This is a genomic window from Streptomyces sp. NPDC059785, assembly GCF_042732375.1.
In the GTDB taxonomy this organism is placed as follows: domain Bacteria; phylum Actinomycetota; class Actinomycetes; order Streptomycetales; family Streptomycetaceae; genus Streptomyces.
Window position 1 is genome coordinate 110,790 of record NZ_JBHWHV010000001.1, and the last position, 17,445, is coordinate 128,234.

Below are 17,445 nucleotides of genomic sequence, written 5' to 3' on the forward strand. Positions count from 1 at the left end.
GGTACCGCACCGGTGAGGGGTGCTGCCGGACGGCGGGCAAGGGCATACTGCGAGGGTGGGTGACGAGCGAGTGGGCGGTGCCTCAGGCACGGCCGTCGCACAGAGCCGGGACGCAAAGTGCGACCGTCCCGGTGAGGACCGGACGACTCCGGCCGGATCACGGGGCGAAGCCGTGGTCGCCGGGGAGCGGGCCCCCGATCAGCGGGACGCGGCCGTGGACGCGGACGAGCGCGACCGGATGGCCGAAGAACGGGAAGCCGTCGCGGACGCCCGCGACCGGGCCGCCGACCGGCGGGAAGCCTTCGCGGACGCCCGTGACCGGGCCGCCGACCGGCGGGACGCGGCCGCGGACGAGCGGGAGCGGCTGGCCGATGCGCGGGAGGTCACGGCAAACGCCCGGGAGCGGGCCGCCGACCGCCGGGAGCACCGGCTCGCCGACTGGCAGGAGCGCATCGACGAGCGGGCCCGTGCGGTGGGCGAATCGGTACCCAGCCGTCGGCAGCGGGCCTACGAAAGGGTCGACAGGGCCCGTGACCTCCTCGCGTCCAGTCAGGAGCGGCTCGACCGCAGCGAGGCGGCACTGCACCGGTTCGACGCGCGCGACCTGCGGGAACAGCGCGCCGTAGAACGGGAGACGGCCGCGTCCGCAGAGCTGCGGACCGACGAGGCATCTGCGGCGGCCGGGTCCGCGGAGGTGCGGTCCGGCGAGGGCTCTGCGGCGGCCGGGTCCGCGGAGGTGCGGACCGGCGAGGGCCCTGCGACGGCCGCGTCCGCGGAGCCGCGGACCGACAACGATTCCGCGACGGCCGCGTCCGTGGAACTACGAACCGACGAGGCCCCCGCGACGGCCGCGTCCGTGGAACCACAGACCGACCAGGCCCCCGCGACCGCTGCCGGCCGGGACGCCCAGGGACTCACTCGTGAGCGATAGCCGCCAGCACGTTCATCCGTGAAGCCCGCAGCGCCGGGAGCAGCGCCGCGACGATGCCGACGAGGGCCGAGCCGATCACGACCGCGACGATGGTGGTCCACGGGATCGCCAGCGCCCGTAGCCCTTGCAGCGCCAGGACCTGCTGGACGCACAGGCCCCAGACCAGACCGAGCGCGAGGCCGAGCACCGCGCCGAACACGGCGATCACCACCGACTCCAGGCGGATCATCCGGCGGAGCTGCCGCCGGGCCAGTCCGATGGCGCGCAGCAGTCCGATCTCGCGCGTCCGCTCCACGACCGACAGGGCGAGGGTGTTGACCACCCCGAGCACGGCGATGATGATCGCGAGGCCGAGGAGCGCGTACACCAGGTAGAGGAGTACGGCGATCTGGTCGTGCACCAGGTCCTTGTAGTCGGCCAGGTCACGGACCTTTACCTGCGGATACGGGTCAAGCCGCTCGTCCAGCCGGGACCGCAGCAGGTCGGGGCCCGTGCCGGGCGCGGCGTTCACCAGCAGTGCGGAGTCCTGGCCGCCGGGCACGTACTTCTCGACCGTGGGGAAGCCGAAGAAGAGCCCGCCGCGCATGCCGGGGCCCTCGGCGCTGTCCTGGTCGGTGAAGGCGCTGGCCCGCAGGGTGGCGGTCCGTCCGCCGGGGAACTCGACCGGGACGGTGCTGCCGATCCGCACGCCGTGCTCCGCCGCGAAGTCCGCGTCCATGGCGAGGCCGCCGTCGGCGAGGGCCGCCGCCGTGCCGCCCTCGGCGTAGACGAGGTGGGCGACCTCGTCGAGCCGGGACTCGTACGCCGCGGCCGTGGTCTCGACGCGCTCGCCGTCCGGCAGCCGGACCGCCACGGGCGCGAACCGCTGCCGTACGACGAGACCGGTGCCCTCGGTGTCCCGGACGGTGTCGGTGACCTCCTGCGGGAACGGCATGAAGTTGTCGTTCTGGACCACGAAGTCGGCGCCCAGGGTCCGGTCGATCTGCTGGTCGAAGGACTTGCTCATGGAGGCGCTGGCCACGGACATCCCGCCGACCAGCGCGAGGCCCACCATGAGGGCCGCGGCGGTGGCGCCGGTGCGCCGCGGGTTGCGCAGCGCGTTGCGCCGGCTCATCCGGCCGACCGGCCCGAACAGCGCGGGGAAGCCCGCGCCCAGCACCCGTATCACGGGCCGCACCAGCAGCGGACCGGCGATGACCGTGGCGAAGAGCGTGAGGAACACGCCGAGTCCGAGCAGGGACGACGCGGTGGCGGTCCGCGTCGCCGCCGCGCAGCCGGCGAGCGCGGCGGCCCCGGCCGCGCCGACGACCCCGCCGACGATCGCGCGGGTCCGCAGCGGCCGCCCCACCCCGGCGATCTCGGCGTCGGCGAGCGCCGCCATCGGCGAGACGGCGGCCGCGCGCCGGGCCGGGAGGTAGGCGGCCAGGAACGTGACGCCCACGCCGACGGCGTACGCGGAGACGGGGGTCACCCAGCCGATCACCATCTCGGTGGACTTCAGGTTCATGCCGAGGGCGCCCATGAGCTCGATCAGGCCGACGGCGAGCCCGATGCCCGCCGCCAGGCCGACCGTCGAACTGACCAGGCCGAGCAGGGTCGCCTCGACCAGCACCGAGCGCCGTACCTGCCGCCGGTCGGCGCCGAGGGCCCGCAGCAGGCCCAGTTCGCGGGTGCGCTGGGCGATGAGCATCGAGAAGGTGTTGACGATGAGGAACACGCCGACGAGGACGGCTATCCCGGCGAAGCCGAGCATCACGTACTTGATCACGTCGAGGAATCCGCCGAGCTCGTCCGAGGCCGACTCGGCCTCCTCGCTCGCGGTCTGCAACTCGTATGTGCGCGTGCCCAGTTCGGTGGCGAGGCGGGCCTTGAGCGCGCTGTCGCTCACGCCCCGCGCGGCGACCACGGAGACGCCGGTGGCCAGGTCGTCGTCGCCGAGCAGCTTCGTCCGCGCGGTGGGCGGGTCCAGGAAGACCAGTGCGGCACCGGGGTTGGTGGTGGTGAAGGTGGCGATGCCGACGATCCGCACCTCGAACGAGCCGGGCCGTGCGATCACCGTCAGCGTGTCGCCCATGGCGACGTCCTTGGAGCGGGCGGTGTCCGCGTCGAGGAGCGCCTCGCCGGGGCCGTGCGGCGCGTGTCCTGAGGTCAGTTCCACCGGGCTGCGGTCGGTGACGAACCAGTCGCTGGCGATGGTGGGCGCGCCGGTGGTCGGCCCGACGGAGTCGTTGTCGCGGTCGACGACGGTGATGTTCTCGACGGAGACGTCGGCGTGCGCGCTCGCGACGCCTTCCGTGCGGGCCACGCGCTCGGCGAGCGCGGCGGGCAGGGTCCGGGTCGTCCCGGACGGTACCTGCGACTCCAGGTCGTCGCGGGGCGTCACGGTCACATCGGCCGAGGTCGAGGCGAACAGCCGGTCGAACGTACGGGTGACGGTGTCCGAGAAGATCAGGCTGCCCGCGACGAACGCCACGGACAGCACGACGGCCAGCGCCGACAGCAGCAGCCGGCCCTTGTGCGCGAGAAAGCTCCGTAACGTCGCCTTCAGCACGGCCGGGTCAGTCCTGGTCGGAGGGGGCCGGGTTGGAGCCGCCGCGGGGCGGTGCGGGGGCGGGGCCGCCGTCGTGAGCCGGGCGGCCGTCCTGACCGTCCTGACCGTCTTCGTCGAAGGCCGCGCGGACGGTGTCGAAACGCTTCATGCGCTCGAGCACCGCCTCCGCCGTCGGACCGGGCATCTCGTCCACGATCCGTCCGTCGCCGAGGAAGAGCACCAGGTCGGAGTGGGCGGCGGCGCCCGGGTCGTGGGTGACCATGACGACCGTCTGGCCGAGGTGGTCGACCGCCTCGCGCAGGAAGCCGAGGACTTCGAGCCCGGCCCGTGAGTCGAGGTTGCCGGTCGGCTCGTCCGCGAAGATCAGCTCGGGCCGGGAGGCGAGCGCCCGGGCGCAGGCGACGCGCTGCTGCTGCCCGCCGGACAACTGGGCGGGACGGTGCCGCAGCCGGTCGCGCAGGCCCAGGGTGTCGATGACCTGGTCGAGCCACTTCCGGTCGGGCTTCCGCCCGGCGATGTCCATGGGCAGCGTGATGTTCTCGACGGCGTTCAGCGTCGGGATCAGGTTGAACGACTGGAACATGAAGCCGATCCGGTCCCGGCGCAGCCGGGTCAGCTCGCGCTCCTTCAGCCCGGTGATTTCCGTGTCCCCGAGCCACACCTGGCCCGCCGAGACGGTGTCGAGACCGGCCAGGCAGTGCATGAGCGTGGACTTGCCCGAGCCCGAGGGGCCCATGACGGCGGTGAACCGGCCGCGGGCGATGTCCACGTCGACCGAGTCGAGGGCGAGCACGGTGGTCTCGCCGGTGCCGTACGCCTTGGTCAGGCCGCGGGCGCGGGCGGCGGTGCCGTCCGCGCCCGCCCGACCGGCGGCGTGCTCCGCTGTGGGTATGGACAAGGCCGCCTCCCAGCCGCTGGACGTGCCGAAGTCTTCCGTGGGGCCGAGGGTAAGGTGACCGCGGACACACCCGGTATCCCCCCGTGGTGCCGGGCCGTCTCCGCCCCAGGTCTGGCCCCCGAGATGCATGTAAGGGGCAATGTCCACCCGCGGGAGGAGCCGGCGCGCGCCGGGGGCCGTTGCCCCCGACCGGCCGCCCTTGCCGCCACTAGCGCATCGGCGCTAGCTTCAAGGTATGGCGAAGACGCAGCTGAACGTCCGGGTGGACGAGGGCACCGCCCGCACCGCCCGGGAACGAGCCCTGGAGCGCGGGATGAGCGTGAACCGCTACATCGAAGAGCTGGTCAGGCAGGACGCGGGAGAGGCGGGCCACACCTTCGTGGAGGCCGCCGCCGACTTCATGAAGCAGTACGAGACCGTCTTTGCCGAGGAGTTCGGCGCGGACCACGAGGGCGAGCGCGAAGGTCGTCGTTGATCCGTTGAGCCATCTCAGAATAGATCTCGCCTGGCTGCTCATGATCGCCGAGCAGAAGACGCCAGGAGACCCCCAGGTCACCGACTGGGGAGCACTCGTCGCCGCGGTCAGCCGCCACGAAGCGGAGATATTCGGCACCCCGGTGTACGACAGCCCGCACGCGCGCGCCGCCGCGCTGCTCCAACTCCTCTTGCACGTACCGGCGTTGGAGCGCTCCAACGCGCTGTTCGCGTCGGCCGTCGCCTACGCCTACCTGATCGCCAGCGGTGTCAAGGTCGCCACGACGCCCGAGCAGGTGCGCGACCTCGCCCTGCTGGTCAAGAACGGCCAGGCCACGGTCCAGGACATCGCCCGCGAACTGCGCCGGTGGAGTATGTGAGGGTCCGTACGGGGCCGTGGTCGCCGCTCATCCGTGAACGTCGGAGCGCCGCTCACTCCGTGAGGTCGGGGCGCCGGGCGTGGCCGAGGACGCAGTACGACGTGGGCAGCCGCGGCCCCTTCTCCGGCATCATCACCCGCCGGTACGGGCCCAGTTCGAACCCGGCGTCCCGCAGCGCCGCGATTGGGTCGCGGGAGAGGTGGCAGCCGCCGTTCAGCGGCGGCCACAGCGTGCGGTCCAGCGCGCGCTGGGTCAGCGACATCGTCCGCCCGCCGCCCGCGCCGTGCTCGAAGAACGCCACGGTCCCGCCGGGCCGCAGCACCCGCCGCAGCTCCCCGAGAGTGCGCCGCACGTCCCGGACGCTGCACAGCACCAGACAGAGCACGGCCGCGTCGAACGCCTCGCTCTTGACCGGCAGCGCCTCCGAGGTGCCCGGCACCACGTCGACGGGCACCTCGCTGCGGACGGCGGCCTCCACGGCCAGCTTGCGCAGCAGCCGCTCCGGTTCGATGGCGACCACCTCGGACACGGTGCCCGGATAGTGCGCGAAGTTCAGGCCGTTGCCCGCGCCGATCTCGACGACCCGTCCGGACAGGCCGGTCAGCAGCCGGTCGCGCACCGCGCCCATGCCGAGCCGCTGCTCCGCGGAGACGCTGATCCGGGCGTAGTAGCGGGCGAACAGTGGATGGTGCACGGGACCCCGCGGTGTCCGGTGCGTTCTGGCGGAGTCGGCGGACCGGAGCGCCATGGCGGTCCCTCCCTGCTTCCTGGCGGACGTGCCCCTGAGGGCATGCCCTGGCGGACGTGCCCTCAAGGGCATGCCCTGGCGGACGTGCCCTCAAGGGCATGCCCTGGTGGACGTGTCCCGGAGAGGCGTCTCCTGGCGGACGTGCCCCTGTGGACGTTCCTGACGGGCGTGCCCCTGCGGGGCATCTCTGGCGGACGTTCTCCCGGGGACGTCCCTTGGCGGACGTCTGCCCGGAGGACGGGTCTCACCAGGAGTGTCCCCCGCCCGCACGGCGCCCACCCCCGGCGCGCGCACCCGGTCGGGCGCGGACGGGCCCTCGGAAGCGCCACCCCCGGCGCCCGCCCGGGCGGACGGGACACGAGGGGCTACGGCGCCTGCTGGGCGGTGAACGCTGCCACGTCCCAGGTGCCGTGCAGCCGCGGGGCGAGCCAGCCGGCGGCCGCCGCCCGGAAGGCCGCGGGCGCCAGCGACCCGGACCCGGCGGGCACGGCGCCGAGCAGCGGCGCGCCCGTCACCTCCGGCAGATCGGCGAGGTTGCAGCGCGCCGCCAGGCCGGGGTCGGCCGGCCAGCTCCCGATGACGAGCCCCGAGCAGCCGAGGTCACGGGCGCGCAGTTCGCGCGTGGTGAGCTCCGTGCTGTTCAGGGTGCCGAGCCCGGCCGCCGCGACGACCAGGACCGGTGCGGCCAGCCGCCGGGCCGTGTCCGCGAGGGTGCCGCCCGCGTCGTCGAACCGGACCAGCAGCCCGCCCGCGCCCTCCACCAGGACGAGGTCGTGCTCGGTGGCCAGCTTGGCCGCCGCGTCCGCGACCTCGTGCGGGCGCACCGGCGCGAGCCCGGCCCGGCGGGCGGCCGTCGCGGGCGCCAACGGCTCGGGGAACCGGGCGAGTTCGAGCGTCGTCACCGCGCCCGCGAGCCGCGCCGCCTCGTCGGCGTCCCCGCGCTCACCGGGCAGCACCCCCGTCTGCGCGGGCTTCAGCACGGCGACCGTGCGTCCGGCGGCGAGCGCCGCGGCGGCGACGGCGGCCGTCGCCACCGTCTTGCCGACCTCGGTGTTCGTCCCCGTGATCACCAGGACCGCCATGTCATCCCTCCCGTGCGGCCGCGCACACCGCGCGCCCGATCCGTGCCAGGTCCGTGTCGTCGGTGACGTAGGGCGGCATCGTGTAGACGAGGTCGCGGAACGGCCGCAGCCACACGCCCTCCCGCACGGCGGCCCGGGTGGCCGCCGTGAGGTCCACCTCGTGGTCGAGCTGGACCACGCCGATCGCGCCGAGCACCCGTACGTCGCGCACGCCCGGCAGTCCGGCGGCGGGTGCGAGGCCCTCTCCGAGGCCCGTCTCGACCCGCTTGACCTGCGCGCGCCAGTCCTGGCCGAGCAGCAGGTCGATCGAGGCGCAGGCCACGGCCGCGGCCAGCGGGTTGCCCATGAACGTGGGCCCGTGGGCGAGCACCGGCACCTCGCCGCGCGAGATTCCGTCGGCCACCCGGGCGGTGCACAGCGTGGCCGCCATCGTCAGATAGCCGCCGGTCAGCGCCTTGCCCACGCACATCACGTCCGGTGTCACGCCCGCGTGCTCCGCCGCGAACAGGGCGCCCGTACGGCCGAATCCGGTCGCGATCTCGTCGAACACGAGCAGCACGCCGTGCGCGTCGCACGCCTGACGCAGCACCCGCAGATAAGCGGGGGAGTGGAACCGCATGCCGCCCGCGCCCTGCACCACCGGCTCCACGATCACCGCGGCCAGCTCGTCCGCGTGCCGCGCGATCAGCTCGCGCAGCCGCTCCGCGTACGACTCCTCGTACGCGGCCGGAGGCGGGTCCGCGAACACCTGCCGGGGCAGCACGCCCTGCCACAGCTCGTGCATGCCGCCCTCGGGGTCGCACACCGACATCGGCTGCCAGGTGTCGCCGTGGTAGCCGCCGCGCCAGGTCAGCAGCCGGTGCTTGGCGGGGCGGCCCAGCGAACGCCAGTACTGGAGGCACATCTTGACGGCGACCTCGACCGACACCGAACCGGAGTCGGCGAGGAAGACGTGCTCGAGACCGTCCGGCGACATGTCGACAAGGCGCTTCGCCAGCCGTACGGCGGGCTCGTGGGTGAGCCCGCCGAACATCACATGGCTCATGCGCTCCAACTGCGCGCGCACCGCGTTGTTCAGCACCGGGTGGTTGTAGCCGTGGATCGCCGCCCACCACGACGACATGCCGTCGACCAGCTCGCCGGAGCCGTCGGCGAGGCGCAGCCGCACCCCGCCGGCCGACTCCACGACGAGCGGCTCCCGCCGCCCCGGCATCGGCCCGTACGGGTGCCAGACGTGCCGCCGGTCGAGGTCGAGCAGCTCACCGAGGCCGGGGGACAGGTCAGGCATTGGGCGCGAGGTCCGTCCCGGCACCGCGGCGGCGCACCGCTACGAGGTCCGTGCGCGCGTCGGCGGGCCGCGGCGCCGGCGCGGAGTCGCGGACGCCGCTGTCGTCCCGGGACCCGCACGCACCGCCGCCCTCGTGCGACCCGCGTCCGCCGCCGTCATGGGAACCGCAGACACCGCCGCCCGTGTGCGAGCCGCACCCGCCGCCCTCGGAGGCGGACCCGCGGCCCGCCTCCCCGGAGGCGCGCGAGCCGCACCCGCCACCCTCATGGAAGCCGTATCCGCCCGCCGCCGCCCGGTGCTCCGGCAGCGTCACTTCGTCCGCGCCCTCCACCTCGAAGCCGGCGTCCGCGATCATCTCCAGGTCCGCCCTGCCCGCCTGGCCCTCGCTCGTGAGGTAGTCGCCGAGGAAGACGGAGTTGGCCAGGTGCAGCGCCAGCGGCTGCATGCTGCGCAGATGGACCTCGCGGCCGCCCGCGATCCGCACCTCGACGTCCGGGCAGACGAAGCGGACCATCGCCAGGATCCGCAGACAGCGCTGCGGGGTGAGGTTCCACTCCTTGGCGAGCGGGGTGCCCTCGAAGGGGATCAGAAAGTTCACCGGAACGGAGTCGGGGTCCAGCTCCCGCAGCGCGTACACCACGTCGACCAGGTTCTCGTCGCGCTCGCCCATCCCCGCGATGAGCCCGGAGCACGCCGAGAGCCCCGCCGCGTGCGCCTTGTGCACCGTGTCCACCCGGTCGGCGTACGTGTGCGTGGTCGTGATGTCCCCGTACGTGCCCTCGGAGGTGTTCAGGTTGTGGTTGTACGCGTCCGCGCCCGCCGCGCGCAGCCGTTCGGCCTGTCCGTCGGAGAGCAGCCCGAGGCAGGCGCACACCTCGACGTCCCGGTTCTCGTCCTTGATGGCCTTGATGGTGTCGGAGACCCGCTCGACGTCGCGGTCGGTCGGGCCGCGCCCGCTCGCCACCAGACAGACCCGCTTGGCTCCGCCGGCCAGCCCGGCCGCCGCGGCCCGCGACGCCTCGTCGGGCTTGAGCCAGGTGTACTTGAGGATGCCGGCCTTCGAGCCGAGGCGCTGCGAGCAGTACGAGCAGTCCTCGGGGCACAGCCCCGACTTGAGGTTGACCAGGTAATTGAGTTTGACCCGTCGGCCGAACCAGTGCCGGCGCACCCGGCCGGCCGCCGCCACCACATCGAGCAGGTCGTCGTCGGACGTGGCCAGCACGGCCAGCGCCTCGTCCCGGGTCGGCAGCTCGCGCCGAAGCCCCTTGTCCACCAGCGTTTTCAGCAGGTCCATGAGGCTCGATCCTGGCCCATGGAGCCGCCCCGGGCCAAGGAGACTTCGCACAACGGCGACGGTTCGACATGTGGGTATCGCCACACAGTGGTGGGCGTTGTGGGCGGCTAGGGTCTGTGGACTGCCTACAAAACGAGACCAGGGGCCAGGAGGTGCCGGCATGGCCGGATCGCCGTTCGCGTGGATCGACGGGCAGGCCCGCGGCCGCCACCGGGCCGGGCTGGTGCGCACCCTGCGCCCGCGCCCCGCCGACTCGCCGCTGCTCGACCTCGCGAGCAACGACTACCTGGGTCTGGCCCGGCACCCCGAGGTCACCGGGGCCGCCGCCGCGGCGGCCCGGCGCTGGGGCGCGGGCGCCACCGGCTCCCGGCTGGTCACCGGCACCACCGAACTGCACGCCGAACTCGAACGCGAACTCGCCGGCTTCTGCGGCTTCGAGTCGGCGCTCGTCTTCTCCTCGGGCTACGCCGCCAACCTGGCGGCCGTCACCGCCCTCGCGCCGCACGGCTCCCTCGTCGTCTCCGACGCGGGCAACCACGCGTCGCTGATCGACGGCTGCCGGCTGGCCCGCGGCACCACCCAGGTCGTCGCGCACGCCGATCCGGACGCCGTCCGCAAGGCGCTCGGCACCCACAAGGGCACCGCGATCGCGGTCTCCGACAGCGTGTTCTCGGTGGACGGGGACGCGGCCCCGCTGGCCGGACTGGCCGCCGCCTGCCGGGAGTCGGGGGCGGGACTCGTCCTCGACGACGCGCACGGGCTCGGCGTGCTCGGCGACGGCGGGCGGGGCGCGGCGCGGGCGGCGGGCCTCGCGGGCGCGCCCGACGTCGTGGTGACCGTGACGCTGTCGAAGTCGCTCGGCAGCCAGGGCGGCGCGGTGCTCGGCCCGGCGCCGGTCGTCGACCACCTGCTGAACACGGCCAGGACGTTCATCTTCGACACCGGTCTCGCGCCCGCGGCGGCGGGCGCGGCCCTGGCGGCGCTGCGGCTGCTGCGCCGGGAGCCGGAGCGTGCGGCGCGGGCCCGGCAGGTGGCCGCCGGGCTGCACGAGGCGCTCACCGCCGAGGGTCTCGCGGCGGTCGCCCCGGACGCGGCGGTCGTCTCCGTACGGGCGCCGTCGCCCGAGCGGGCCGTCGCGTGGGCGGCCGGCTGCCGGGCGGCGGGTCTCGCCGTCGGCTGCTTCCGGCCGCCGTCGGTGCCCGACGGCGTGTCGCGGCTGCGGCTGACCGCCCGCGCGGACCTGACCGGTGAACAGATCGACCGTGCCGTACGGATCGTCAGCCGGACACGGTGAACGGTGAACGAGGTGCGGGCCGCTCCGGGGGCCGGGTCGTCCCCGGGGCCCGGGTCAGGCCAGTGCGGAGAGGAAACCCTCCCAGGTGGCGGGGGCGAAGAGCAGGGCCGGGCCCGCCTGATTCTTCGAGTCGCGTACCGCCACGAGGCCGGCCCAGGGTCCGGGGCCCGGCCGGGCGGTCTCCACGCAGTTGTTCATTCCGGTACTGCGGCTGCTGCGCTGCCAGCGCACGCTGTGCAGGGAGGTGCTGCAAGCCACGTACCGAGGCAGTGCGGACATGGTGCCTCCTTACGCGCCGTCACGTACTGCGGCGATGTAATCCAACGTTTCCTCGGGCGAAAGGGCGTGGATCAGAAGGGTGTTGAAGGCCTCGCTGTAGGCATGGAGGTCTTCTTTCCGTTCGAGGTAGAGGCTACTCGTCATGTGGTCTAGAACAACCACATCTAGATCGGAAGTGGTCGGAAAAGAGAAGATAACGAAAGGGCCGGTGATTCCGATGTGGGCTCCGGCCGAGAAGGGGAGGACCTGAAGTCGTACGTGGGGAAGGTGTGCCGCCGCCAGCAGCCGTTCCAGCTGGCGTTCCATCACCTCGGGTCCGCCGACCGTCCGCCGCAGCACCGCCTCGTCCAGTACCGCGCTCAGCTCCAGCGGCGGTTCCGCGCGCAGCACGTCCTGCCGGGCGAGGCGCACCTCCACCAGCGCGTCCAGCTTGCGGTCGTCCAGGCCGCCGAGGGCGGCCCGGGTCACCGCCCGTGCGTAGGCGGGCGTCTGCAACAGCCCCGGCACCACGGAGGTCTCCAGCGTGCGCATCCCGCTGGCCTGCGACTCCAGGCTGATGAAATCGCGGTACGTCGGCGGGAGTACCCCGCGATAGGCGTACCACCAGTGATGACGCCCGTTGCCCTCGGAGCCGGCCAGCCCGACCAGCAGCTCCCTGAGTTCCAGATCCCCGACGCCGTACGCGTCGAGCAGCAGCCGTACGTCGGCCGGCTTCACCCCGCTGATGCCGGTCTCGATCCGGCTCACCTTCGACTGGTGCCAGCCGACCGCTCTGGCCGCCTCGCCACTCGTCAGGCGCGCCATGGCGCGCAGGGCGCGCAGCTCCGCGCCGAGCTTGCGGCGGCGTACCGCTGGACCGTGCTGCATGGCCGTCTCCTCCCGCCCGGTGCGCGGCGTTCACGGCGACGGTAGAGGATGAGCAGGCCGCACGCCCAAATGCGGTCGTGCGTGGGATAGTTCACCGCTTCGAGCGACAGATATATGCACATCTCGGTGGATCGCCGCCCCTGACCCGTCCCGCGATGGCAGTCTGGCGCGAAGCACCAGTACGGGACCGAACTCGGACCAACCGCTTCGTGCCGGGGCGTGGTCCCGTGGGAAAGGGACATCCTCGCCATGGCAGATCACCAGGAAGCCTCCGTCACTCTGCCGAGCGACCCCGCCTCGGTCTCCACGGCCCGGACATACGTGGCCGACGTACTGGCCGAGTGGGGCCTGCCCGGTGACAGCGACTTCGGCGAAACCGTACGTCTGATCGTGTCCGAGCTGGCCACGAACGCCGTCCAGCACACGTTCGGGCAGTCGCCCACCTTCACCGTGGGCCTCGAGCTCGACCGGGACGAGAGGCTGCGCATCGGCGTCACCGACAGCCACCCGCGCTTCCCCAAACGCCTGCCCGCCGCCGTCCAGCAGGACAACGGCCGGGGCATGGTCATCGTCCGCTGGCTGACCGCCGAGCACGGCGGCGCGCTGACCGTGCGCTCCACCACCGAGGGCGGCAAGACGGTCGCGATCGAACTGCCGTGGACGGTGGCCGCACACCCGGTGACCACAGCGGGAAAACAGGAGACGTGAGGGCACGGCCCGTCGCACGCGCGGCGGGGGCCACGGCGGAGGACGGCGCGGGGGTGCCGGGCGCCCGGCGGGCCTGCCGAGTCCGGCCCGGTCGGCTCTGCCGCGTGCGGCCCCACCGGCCCCACCGGTTCCGCCGCTTGCGGGCCGGTCCGGTCTGTCGCACGGCCCGGCCGAAGGCGCCCCGCAGCAGTGCACCGGAGGCGTCGGCGGCGGGGCAGCAGGAGTCTTGACGGCGCGGTCCGTCGCGCGGCGGGGGGCCACGGCGGAGGACGGCGCGGGGCGCTCGCCGCCCGGCGACCCCGCCGGCCCTGCCACGCTCAGCCTGGGTGGCCCTGCCGCGTCTGCGCCGGTCGGCTCTGCCGCACCCGGCCCCGCCAACCTCGCAGCGTCCGGCCCGGTCACCCCGCCGCGCGGCCCCGTCAGCTCTGTCGTACAGCCCGGCCGAAGGCGCCCCGTAGTAGGGCTCGGAAGGCGTCGGCGGTGGGGGTCGGGCCGTTGTTTCGGTGTACGACCGAGATCGTGCGGCGCAGTTCACCGGGGTCCAGGAGTCGCGTGCCGAGCGGGGTGGCCGAGGTCCTGGCCACCATCTCGGGCACCACCGCGACCCCGAGGCCCGCGCTGACCAGCGCGCACACCAGCGCATAGCCCGGCGTCTCGACCAGCACCGAGGGCGCCGCACCGGCCCGGGCGAGCGCGGCCTCCACGCCCTGCCGGGGCGGATGGTCGGGAGCCATGCTGATGAGCGGCTGCCCGGCCAGCGCGCCGAGCGGCAGCCGCGAGGAGCCGTCGGCGAGCGCGTGCCCCGGAGCGGTCACCAGCACCAGCTCCTCGACCAGCAGCGGCTCCGCGGCCACCGAGGCGGGCAGCGGCACGGGTTCCGCCGGGGCGTACGTGTGGGTCAGGGCCAGATCGACCTCGCCCGCGGCCACCGCCGCGATCCCCGCCGGGGGCTCGTGGTTCGCCACCGCCAGCTCCACGTCGGGATGCGCCCGGCGGAACGCGCTGAGCACCGGCGGCAGCAGATGGATGCCCGCGGTCTGGAAGGTGCCGAGCCGCAGTGAGCCACCGGCCAGGCCCGCGACGCGCGCCAGTTCGTGCCGGGCCAGCTCCAGTTCGTCCAGGACCCGCCGGGCCCGGGTGACGAGCAGTTCGCCCGCGGCGGTCAGCCGGGCGCCGCGCGGATGCCGCACCAGCAGGGCCGTGCCCGCCTCCCGTTCCAGCTTCGCCACCTGCTGGGAGAGCGCGGGCGGCGTGTAGCCGAGCCGCTCGGCGGCGCGCGTGATGGAACCGGCCTCCGAGACCGCCACCAGCGCCGCCAGCCGCGTCGGATCGTACATACCGCCCCTTTCCGTGACCGGCCGAGTCCCGCATGCGACGCCGCATGAAGCACTGCTCAAGGCAGCCGTATGAAGCACTGCTTAAGGCAGACCCAGTTTATTCGACATACCTCTTTAAGGGCCGGGGCGGGCAGGCTGGGCGGCATGGACGCACAACTGGTCGCCTTCACCGGGGTCGCCGCGGGCATGGTCGCCATGCCGGGCGCCGACTTCACCGTCGTCGTACGCAACGCCCTGGTCTCCCGCCGGGCCGGAGTGGCGTGCGCGCTGGGCATCGCGGGCGGCCTGCTGGTGCACACGGCGCTCGCCGTGGCCGGGGTCGCGGCGGTCCTGGTGGCGGTGCCCGCCCTGTTCCGCGCGCTCCAGCTGCTCGGCGGCGGGTACGTCCTGTACCTGGGCGTGCGGACGCTGTGGTCGCTGTGGCGCGCGCAGGGCGCACCGGCCGACGGATCGGCGGGCGCCCGGCCGCTGCGTCAGGGCTTCGTCACCAACGCCCTCAACCCGAAGGCGCCGATCACCTTCCTCAGCCTGCTCCCGCAGTTCGTGCCCGCCGGGAGTCCGGCGCTGCCCAGGACCCTGCTGCTCGCGCTGATCGTGGTCGGCCTGGCCCTGGTCTGGTTCCCGGCGGTCGCGCTGCTGGTCGACCGGCTCGGCCGGTGGCTGCGCCGGCCGCGCGCCGCGCGGGCAGTGGCCGGGGTCACCGGTGCGGTACTGGCGCTGCTCGGTCTCGTTCTGCTGTCGGAACCCCTCGTGTCCTGAGCGCGTGCCGCACCAGCCGCGGCAGCACGACCCACAGCGCCACGCACGCGACGAGCGTGGCCGCCGCGGCGGCGATGCCCGCGCCGCGGTCCAGCGTCACGTCCACGACGAGCAGTACGGACCCGGTGAACGCAAGCATCAGGACGCCGAGTCCGACGGTGGCCAGCACCGAGGAGACCCGGACTATCGCGGCCTTGGCGTTCTCCTGGAACAGCGACCTGTGCAGGGCGGCGGGTGCCACGAACAGGGCGGCGGCCAGCATCGCCAGCAGCAGCGTGGTCACGTACGTGGCGCGCTGCACGGTGTCGAGGGACGGGAAGCGCTGGGTGAACGCCAGGGTCAGCAGGAACGCGAAGAGGATCTGCACCCCGGTCTGGGTCACCCGTAGTTCCTGGAGGAGTTCGGCGAAATTCCGGTCGGCGCGCTCCAGGGGCGTCTCGCGCCGTGCCGGTTCTGCTGCGTGGTCGGCCATGGCCGAACGGGTTACCCGTTCGGCGGGCGTCACGCCTGCGGATCAGGGGTGACACCCCGGGGACGGCCCGTCGAGGCCGCCCCCGGGGTCGGGTCAGCGGACCCTGCCGTACCAGACGCTCTTGGTCCAGATCTTCTGGAGCTTCACCACGTCACCGGTCTTCGGGGAGTGCCAGATCTTGCCCTTGCCGGCGTAAATGCCGACGTGGTAGACGCTCCGGCCCGAGTGGAAGAACACGAGGTCTCCGGCCTTGCGGCTCGAGGCCGAGACATGACGGGTCTTGTTGTACTGCTGCGCGGCCGTCCGGGGCAGCTTCTTGCCCGCCTTCTTGTACGAGTAGAGCGTGAGTCCCGAGCAGTCGAAGCGGTGCGGCCCGGTGGCGCCCCACTTGTACGGGGAGCCCTTCTTCGAAGCCGCGACGTGCAGTGCCTTCGTCGCGGAGGTGGCCGCCGAGGCGTCGGCGGCGGCACCGGGGACCACGAGGCCGCCGCCCACGGCGGCGACGGTGAGAGCGGAGACCGTACCGGCCTTGCTCCACAGCGACGGGACACAGTTGAGCGCAGACATGCGCAACCCTTCGTCAGCCGCCTGTGAAGGATGACCTGTCGGATTCGGGCTGGCGAAGTTGCCCGGCCGCGTGCGCGGCTTCACCCCAAGGACCGCCCGGATCTCTCCGGCGGCCCGTCGTGCTGGGTCCTCCACTCCTGCCGATCCACTCCGTCGACCGGTCGTCCGGGCAGCGGCAGGACTCGGCGTCCGCCCGGACCGCCCCGCCGCTGTGGCGGGGGCTTGTCGTCGCAGAGGATCTTCACTCATGTCGCACGGGAAAACCGAACGGAACCGAGGATTTGTGGGGTTACTCACCACTCGCCCGTTCGGGTGGACACCCCGTGTTCGGAACGCGGGTTGAGGCCCCGTACCACCGTCGTACCTGCGGTGCAGGGCCTCATTCCGCCCCCGCTGTACGCGTGTTGCGCAACTCGACCGGTGCCGGAAAGGGTGGTGCGTCTACTCCGAAGAGAGGTCATCCGTTCGGTCCGTTTGAACCCCGGACCGGACGGCACGCCGACGGTGGCCGGGACCGGTGCGGGTGTGTATGCGTCAGATGTCCCCGGCGGGCGGGACGGTGACGCGAGCGGTCCGCCGCTCGCCGTCGAGGACCCGCAGCGCCCGCGCCAGGGTCGGCGCGTGGACTTCGCTCTCGCCCCGTTGATGCATCAGAGTGAGCGCGTCCCGCAGCGCCGCCGCCTTGCCGACCAGCGCCTGGGCGGCCCGCAGTCCGCGGTAGGTGTCCCCGGGGCGTGCCGGGTTGATGCGGCCGAGCAGGTCGACCAGGTCGAGGTAGCAGTCGACGAGTTCGCCCTCGGCGCGGGTGAGCGCGGGCAGCGGCGGCAGTTCGGGCGGCAGCATGCGCGGCTCACCTCGCGCCGGGTGTGGCGGGCGGCACCTTGCGGCTCGGCACGATCCGGTCGGCCAGGCCGTACGCCACCGCGGCCGGCGCGTCCAGGAACAGGTCCCGTTCGATGTCCGCGGCGATCCGCTCGGGGGTCTGTCCCGTGTGCCGTACGAGCATCTCCTCCAGTGTCCGCCGGGTGCGGGTCAACTCGGCCGCCTGGACGGCCAGGTCGCTCGCCTGTCCCTGGACCGGCTCGGTGATCGACGGCTGGTGGACCAGCACGCGCGCGCCCGGCAGCACGGACCGCTTGCCCGGTGCGCCGGCGGCGAGGAGCACGGCCGCCGCCGAGGCCGCCTGGCCCAGGCAGGTGGTCTCCACGTCGCAGGTGACGTACCGCATCGTGTCGTAGATCGCCGTCATCGCGCTGAACGAGCCGCCGGGGGAGTTGATGCAGAGCGAGATGTCCCGGTCGGGCGCCGCGTGTTCGAGGTGGATGAACTGTGCCATCACGTCGTTCGCGGACCGGTCGTCGATCGGCGTTCCCAGGAAGACGACCCGCTCCTCCAGCAGCTTCGAGTACGGATCCAGCGTCCGGATCCCGGCGCTGGTGCGTTCGGTGAACTCGGGCAGGACGTAGCGGGCGGACGGTCGGTGCATGGCTCACGCCTCCTCGCAGTGGTGTCCGTC

The 17,445-nt window shown here is 73.4% G+C and carries 19 protein-coding genes and 1 riboswitch; of the genes, 6 read left to right on the top strand and 13 right to left on the bottom strand.

All coding sequences use genetic code 11. The features are described 5' to 3' along the window. Positions 1 to 55 precede the first annotated feature (55 nt). A complete protein-coding gene (locus tag ACFV6E_RS00550) occupies positions 56 to 931 on the top strand; it encodes a hypothetical protein (protein ID WP_385458553.1) in 876 nt (291 codons plus the stop codon). Here the strand turns inward: ACFV6E_RS00550 and ACFV6E_RS00555 are convergent. Both ACFV6E_RS00555 and ACFV6E_RS00560 read right to left on the bottom strand, forming a co-directional pair. Continuing rightward, positions 915 to 3,482: an ABC transporter permease gene (locus ACFV6E_RS00555; protein ID WP_385158616.1), complete on the bottom strand. Its 2,568-nt coding sequence runs from the start codon at positions 3,480 to 3,482 to the stop codon at positions 915 to 917. The two genes, ACFV6E_RS00550 and ACFV6E_RS00555, sit on opposite strands and share 17 nt — an antisense overlap. Positions 3,483 to 3,489: 7 nt before the next feature. Then, positions 3,490 to 4,380, bottom strand: a complete 891-nt coding sequence (locus ACFV6E_RS00560; RefSeq protein WP_385158619.1) for an ABC transporter ATP-binding protein — start codon at positions 4,378 to 4,380, stop codon at positions 3,490 to 3,492. A gap of 235 nt (positions 4,381 to 4,615) precedes the next feature. On the opposite strand from ACFV6E_RS00560, the gene ACFV6E_RS00565 reads away from it, so the two are divergent. Beyond that, entirely contained in the window at positions 4,616 to 4,855 is a 240-nt protein-coding gene (locus tag ACFV6E_RS00565) for a toxin-antitoxin system HicB family antitoxin (RefSeq protein ID WP_385458555.1), read from the top strand. Positions 4,856 to 4,859: 4 nt separating this feature from the next. Then, the gene (locus ACFV6E_RS00570) at positions 4,860 to 5,234 is read left to right on the top strand and encodes a fic family toxin-antitoxin system, toxin component (RefSeq protein ID WP_385158625.1); all 375 of its coding nucleotides are present in this window, start codon (positions 4,860 to 4,862) and stop codon (positions 5,232 to 5,234) included. Between the two features lie 52 nt (positions 5,235 to 5,286). On the opposite strand, the gene ACFV6E_RS00575 is transcribed toward ACFV6E_RS00570, so the two are convergent. The 4 genes from ACFV6E_RS00575 to bioB form a co-directional block, all read right to left on the bottom strand. Beyond that, a complete protein-coding gene (locus ACFV6E_RS00575) occupies positions 5,287 to 5,982 on the bottom strand; it encodes a class I SAM-dependent methyltransferase (RefSeq protein ID WP_385458557.1) in 696 nt (231 codons plus the stop codon). A gap of 365 nt (positions 5,983 to 6,347) precedes the next feature. Then, the gene (bioD, locus tag ACFV6E_RS00580; protein ID WP_385458559.1) at positions 6,348 to 7,064 is read right to left on the bottom strand and encodes a dethiobiotin synthase; all 717 of its coding nucleotides are present in this window, start codon (positions 7,062 to 7,064) and stop codon (positions 6,348 to 6,350) included. 1 nt (position 7,065) lies between these two features. After that, entirely contained in the window at positions 7,066 to 8,352 is a 1,287-nt protein-coding gene (locus tag ACFV6E_RS00585; RefSeq protein WP_385458561.1) for an adenosylmethionine--8-amino-7-oxononanoate transaminase, read from the bottom strand. Then, complete coding sequence (gene bioB, locus ACFV6E_RS00590; RefSeq protein WP_385458563.1) at positions 8,345 to 9,646, bottom strand: biotin synthase BioB; 1,302 nt, start codon at positions 9,644 to 9,646, stop codon at positions 8,345 to 8,347. The genes ACFV6E_RS00585 and bioB overlap by 8 nt, the downstream gene beginning before the upstream one ends. Before the next feature lie 160 nt (positions 9,647 to 9,806). Here bioB and ACFV6E_RS00595 point away from each other — a divergent pair, with 160 nt between their 5' ends. Then, positions 9,807 to 10,940, top strand: a complete 1,134-nt coding sequence (locus ACFV6E_RS00595; RefSeq protein WP_385458565.1) for an 8-amino-7-oxononanoate synthase — start codon at positions 9,807 to 9,809, stop codon at positions 10,938 to 10,940. Between the two features lie 54 nt (positions 10,941 to 10,994). On the opposite strand, the gene ACFV6E_RS00600 is transcribed toward ACFV6E_RS00595, so the two are convergent. Together ACFV6E_RS00600 and ACFV6E_RS00605 are read right to left on the bottom strand one after the other, a co-directional pair. Beyond that, positions 10,995 to 11,219 carry a DUF397 domain-containing protein gene (locus ACFV6E_RS00600; RefSeq protein ID WP_385158643.1) on the bottom strand — a complete coding sequence of 75 codons (225 nt, stop codon included), beginning with the start codon at positions 11,217 to 11,219 and terminating at the stop codon, positions 10,995 to 10,997. A 9-nt stretch (positions 11,220 to 11,228) separates the two neighbouring features. Continuing rightward, positions 11,229 to 12,086: a helix-turn-helix domain-containing protein gene (locus ACFV6E_RS00605; RefSeq protein WP_385458567.1), complete on the bottom strand. Its 858-nt coding sequence runs from the start codon at positions 12,084 to 12,086 to the stop codon at positions 11,229 to 11,231. Between the two features lie 249 nt (positions 12,087 to 12,335). On the opposite strand from ACFV6E_RS00605, the gene ACFV6E_RS00610 reads away from it, so the two are divergent. Further along, positions 12,336 to 12,794: an ATP-binding protein gene (locus tag ACFV6E_RS00610; RefSeq protein WP_385458569.1), complete on the top strand. Its 459-nt coding sequence runs from the start codon at positions 12,336 to 12,338 to the stop codon at positions 12,792 to 12,794. Positions 12,795 to 13,213: 419 nt separating this feature from the next. On the opposite strand, the gene ACFV6E_RS00615 is transcribed toward ACFV6E_RS00610, so the two are convergent. After that, positions 13,214 to 14,131, bottom strand: coding sequence for a LysR family transcriptional regulator (locus ACFV6E_RS00615; protein WP_385458571.1), 918 nt, complete (start codon positions 14,129 to 14,131; stop codon positions 13,214 to 13,216). A 144-nt stretch (positions 14,132 to 14,275) separates the two neighbouring features. Here ACFV6E_RS00615 and ACFV6E_RS00620 point away from each other — a divergent pair, with 144 nt between their 5' ends. Then, positions 14,276 to 14,890, top strand: coding sequence for a LysE family translocator (locus ACFV6E_RS00620; protein ID WP_385458573.1), 615 nt, complete (start codon positions 14,276 to 14,278; stop codon positions 14,888 to 14,890). Here ACFV6E_RS00620 and ACFV6E_RS00625 read toward each other — a convergent pair. From ACFV6E_RS00625 to ACFV6E_RS00640, 4 genes are all read right to left on the bottom strand, one after another. After that, complete coding sequence (locus tag ACFV6E_RS00625) at positions 14,829 to 15,362, bottom strand: DUF6328 family protein (protein WP_385458575.1); 534 nt, start codon at positions 15,360 to 15,362, stop codon at positions 14,829 to 14,831. The genes ACFV6E_RS00620 and ACFV6E_RS00625 overlap by 62 nt on opposite strands. A gap of 93 nt (positions 15,363 to 15,455) precedes the next feature. Then, on the bottom strand, positions 15,456 to 15,929 hold the full coding sequence (locus ACFV6E_RS00630) for a C40 family peptidase (RefSeq protein ID WP_385158658.1): 474 nt from the start codon (positions 15,927 to 15,929) through the stop codon (positions 15,456 to 15,458). A gap of 3 nt (positions 15,930 to 15,932) precedes the next feature. Next, positions 15,933 to 16,127, bottom strand: a riboswitch (cyclic di-AMP (ydaO/yuaA leader). A gap of 336 nt (positions 16,128 to 16,463) precedes the next feature. Next, complete coding sequence (locus ACFV6E_RS00635) at positions 16,464 to 16,772, bottom strand: hypothetical protein (RefSeq protein WP_385158661.1); 309 nt, start codon at positions 16,770 to 16,772, stop codon at positions 16,464 to 16,466. Between the two features lie 7 nt (positions 16,773 to 16,779). Continuing rightward, positions 16,780 to 17,415: an ATP-dependent Clp protease proteolytic subunit gene (locus ACFV6E_RS00640; RefSeq protein ID WP_385458577.1), complete on the bottom strand. Its 636-nt coding sequence runs from the start codon at positions 17,413 to 17,415 to the stop codon at positions 16,780 to 16,782. Positions 17,416 to 17,445 lie beyond the last annotated feature (30 nt).

Bases quoted from the DNA above. Each gene is read 5' to 3' on its own strand.
- ACFV6E_RS00565 (WP_385458555.1), top strand. From the start codon at position 4,616: ATGGCGAAGACGCAGCTGAACGTCCGGGTGGACGAGGGCACCGCCCGC.
- ACFV6E_RS00575 (WP_385458557.1), bottom strand. From the start codon at position 5,982: ATGGCGCTCCGGTCCGCCGACTCCGCCAGAACGCACCGGACACCGCGG.
- bioD (WP_385458559.1), bottom strand. From the start codon at position 7,064: ATGGCGGTCCTGGTGATCACGGGGACGAACACCGAGGTCGGCAAGACG.
- ACFV6E_RS00585 (WP_385458561.1), bottom strand. From the start codon at position 8,352: ATGCCTGACCTGTCCCCCGGCCTCGGTGAGCTGCTCGACCTCGACCGG.
- bioB (WP_385458563.1), bottom strand. From the start codon at position 9,646: ATGGACCTGCTGAAAACGCTGGTGGACAAGGGGCTTCGGCGCGAGCTG.
- ACFV6E_RS00595 (WP_385458565.1), top strand. From the start codon at position 9,807: ATGGCCGGATCGCCGTTCGCGTGGATCGACGGGCAGGCCCGCGGCCGC.
- ACFV6E_RS00600 (WP_385158643.1), bottom strand. From the start codon at position 11,219: ATGTCCGCACTGCCTCGGTACGTGGCTTGCAGCACCTCCCTGCACAGC.
- ACFV6E_RS00605 (WP_385458567.1), bottom strand. From the start codon at position 12,086: ATGCAGCACGGTCCAGCGGTACGCCGCCGCAAGCTCGGCGCGGAGCTG.
- ACFV6E_RS00610 (WP_385458569.1), top strand. From the start codon at position 12,336: ATGGCAGATCACCAGGAAGCCTCCGTCACTCTGCCGAGCGACCCCGCC.
- ACFV6E_RS00615 (WP_385458571.1), bottom strand. From the start codon at position 14,131: ATGTACGATCCGACGCGGCTGGCGGCGCTGGTGGCGGTCTCGGAGGCC.
- ACFV6E_RS00620 (WP_385458573.1), top strand. From the start codon at position 14,276: ATGGACGCACAACTGGTCGCCTTCACCGGGGTCGCCGCGGGCATGGTC.
- ACFV6E_RS00625 (WP_385458575.1), bottom strand. From the start codon at position 15,362: ATGGCCGACCACGCAGCAGAACCGGCACGGCGCGAGACGCCCCTGGAG.
- ACFV6E_RS00630 (WP_385158658.1), bottom strand. From the start codon at position 15,929: ATGTCTGCGCTCAACTGTGTCCCGTCGCTGTGGAGCAAGGCCGGTACG.
- ACFV6E_RS00635 (WP_385158661.1), bottom strand. From the start codon at position 16,772: ATGCTGCCGCCCGAACTGCCGCCGCTGCCCGCGCTCACCCGCGCCGAG.
- ACFV6E_RS00640 (WP_385458577.1), bottom strand. From the start codon at position 17,415: ATGCACCGACCGTCCGCCCGCTACGTCCTGCCCGAGTTCACCGAACGC.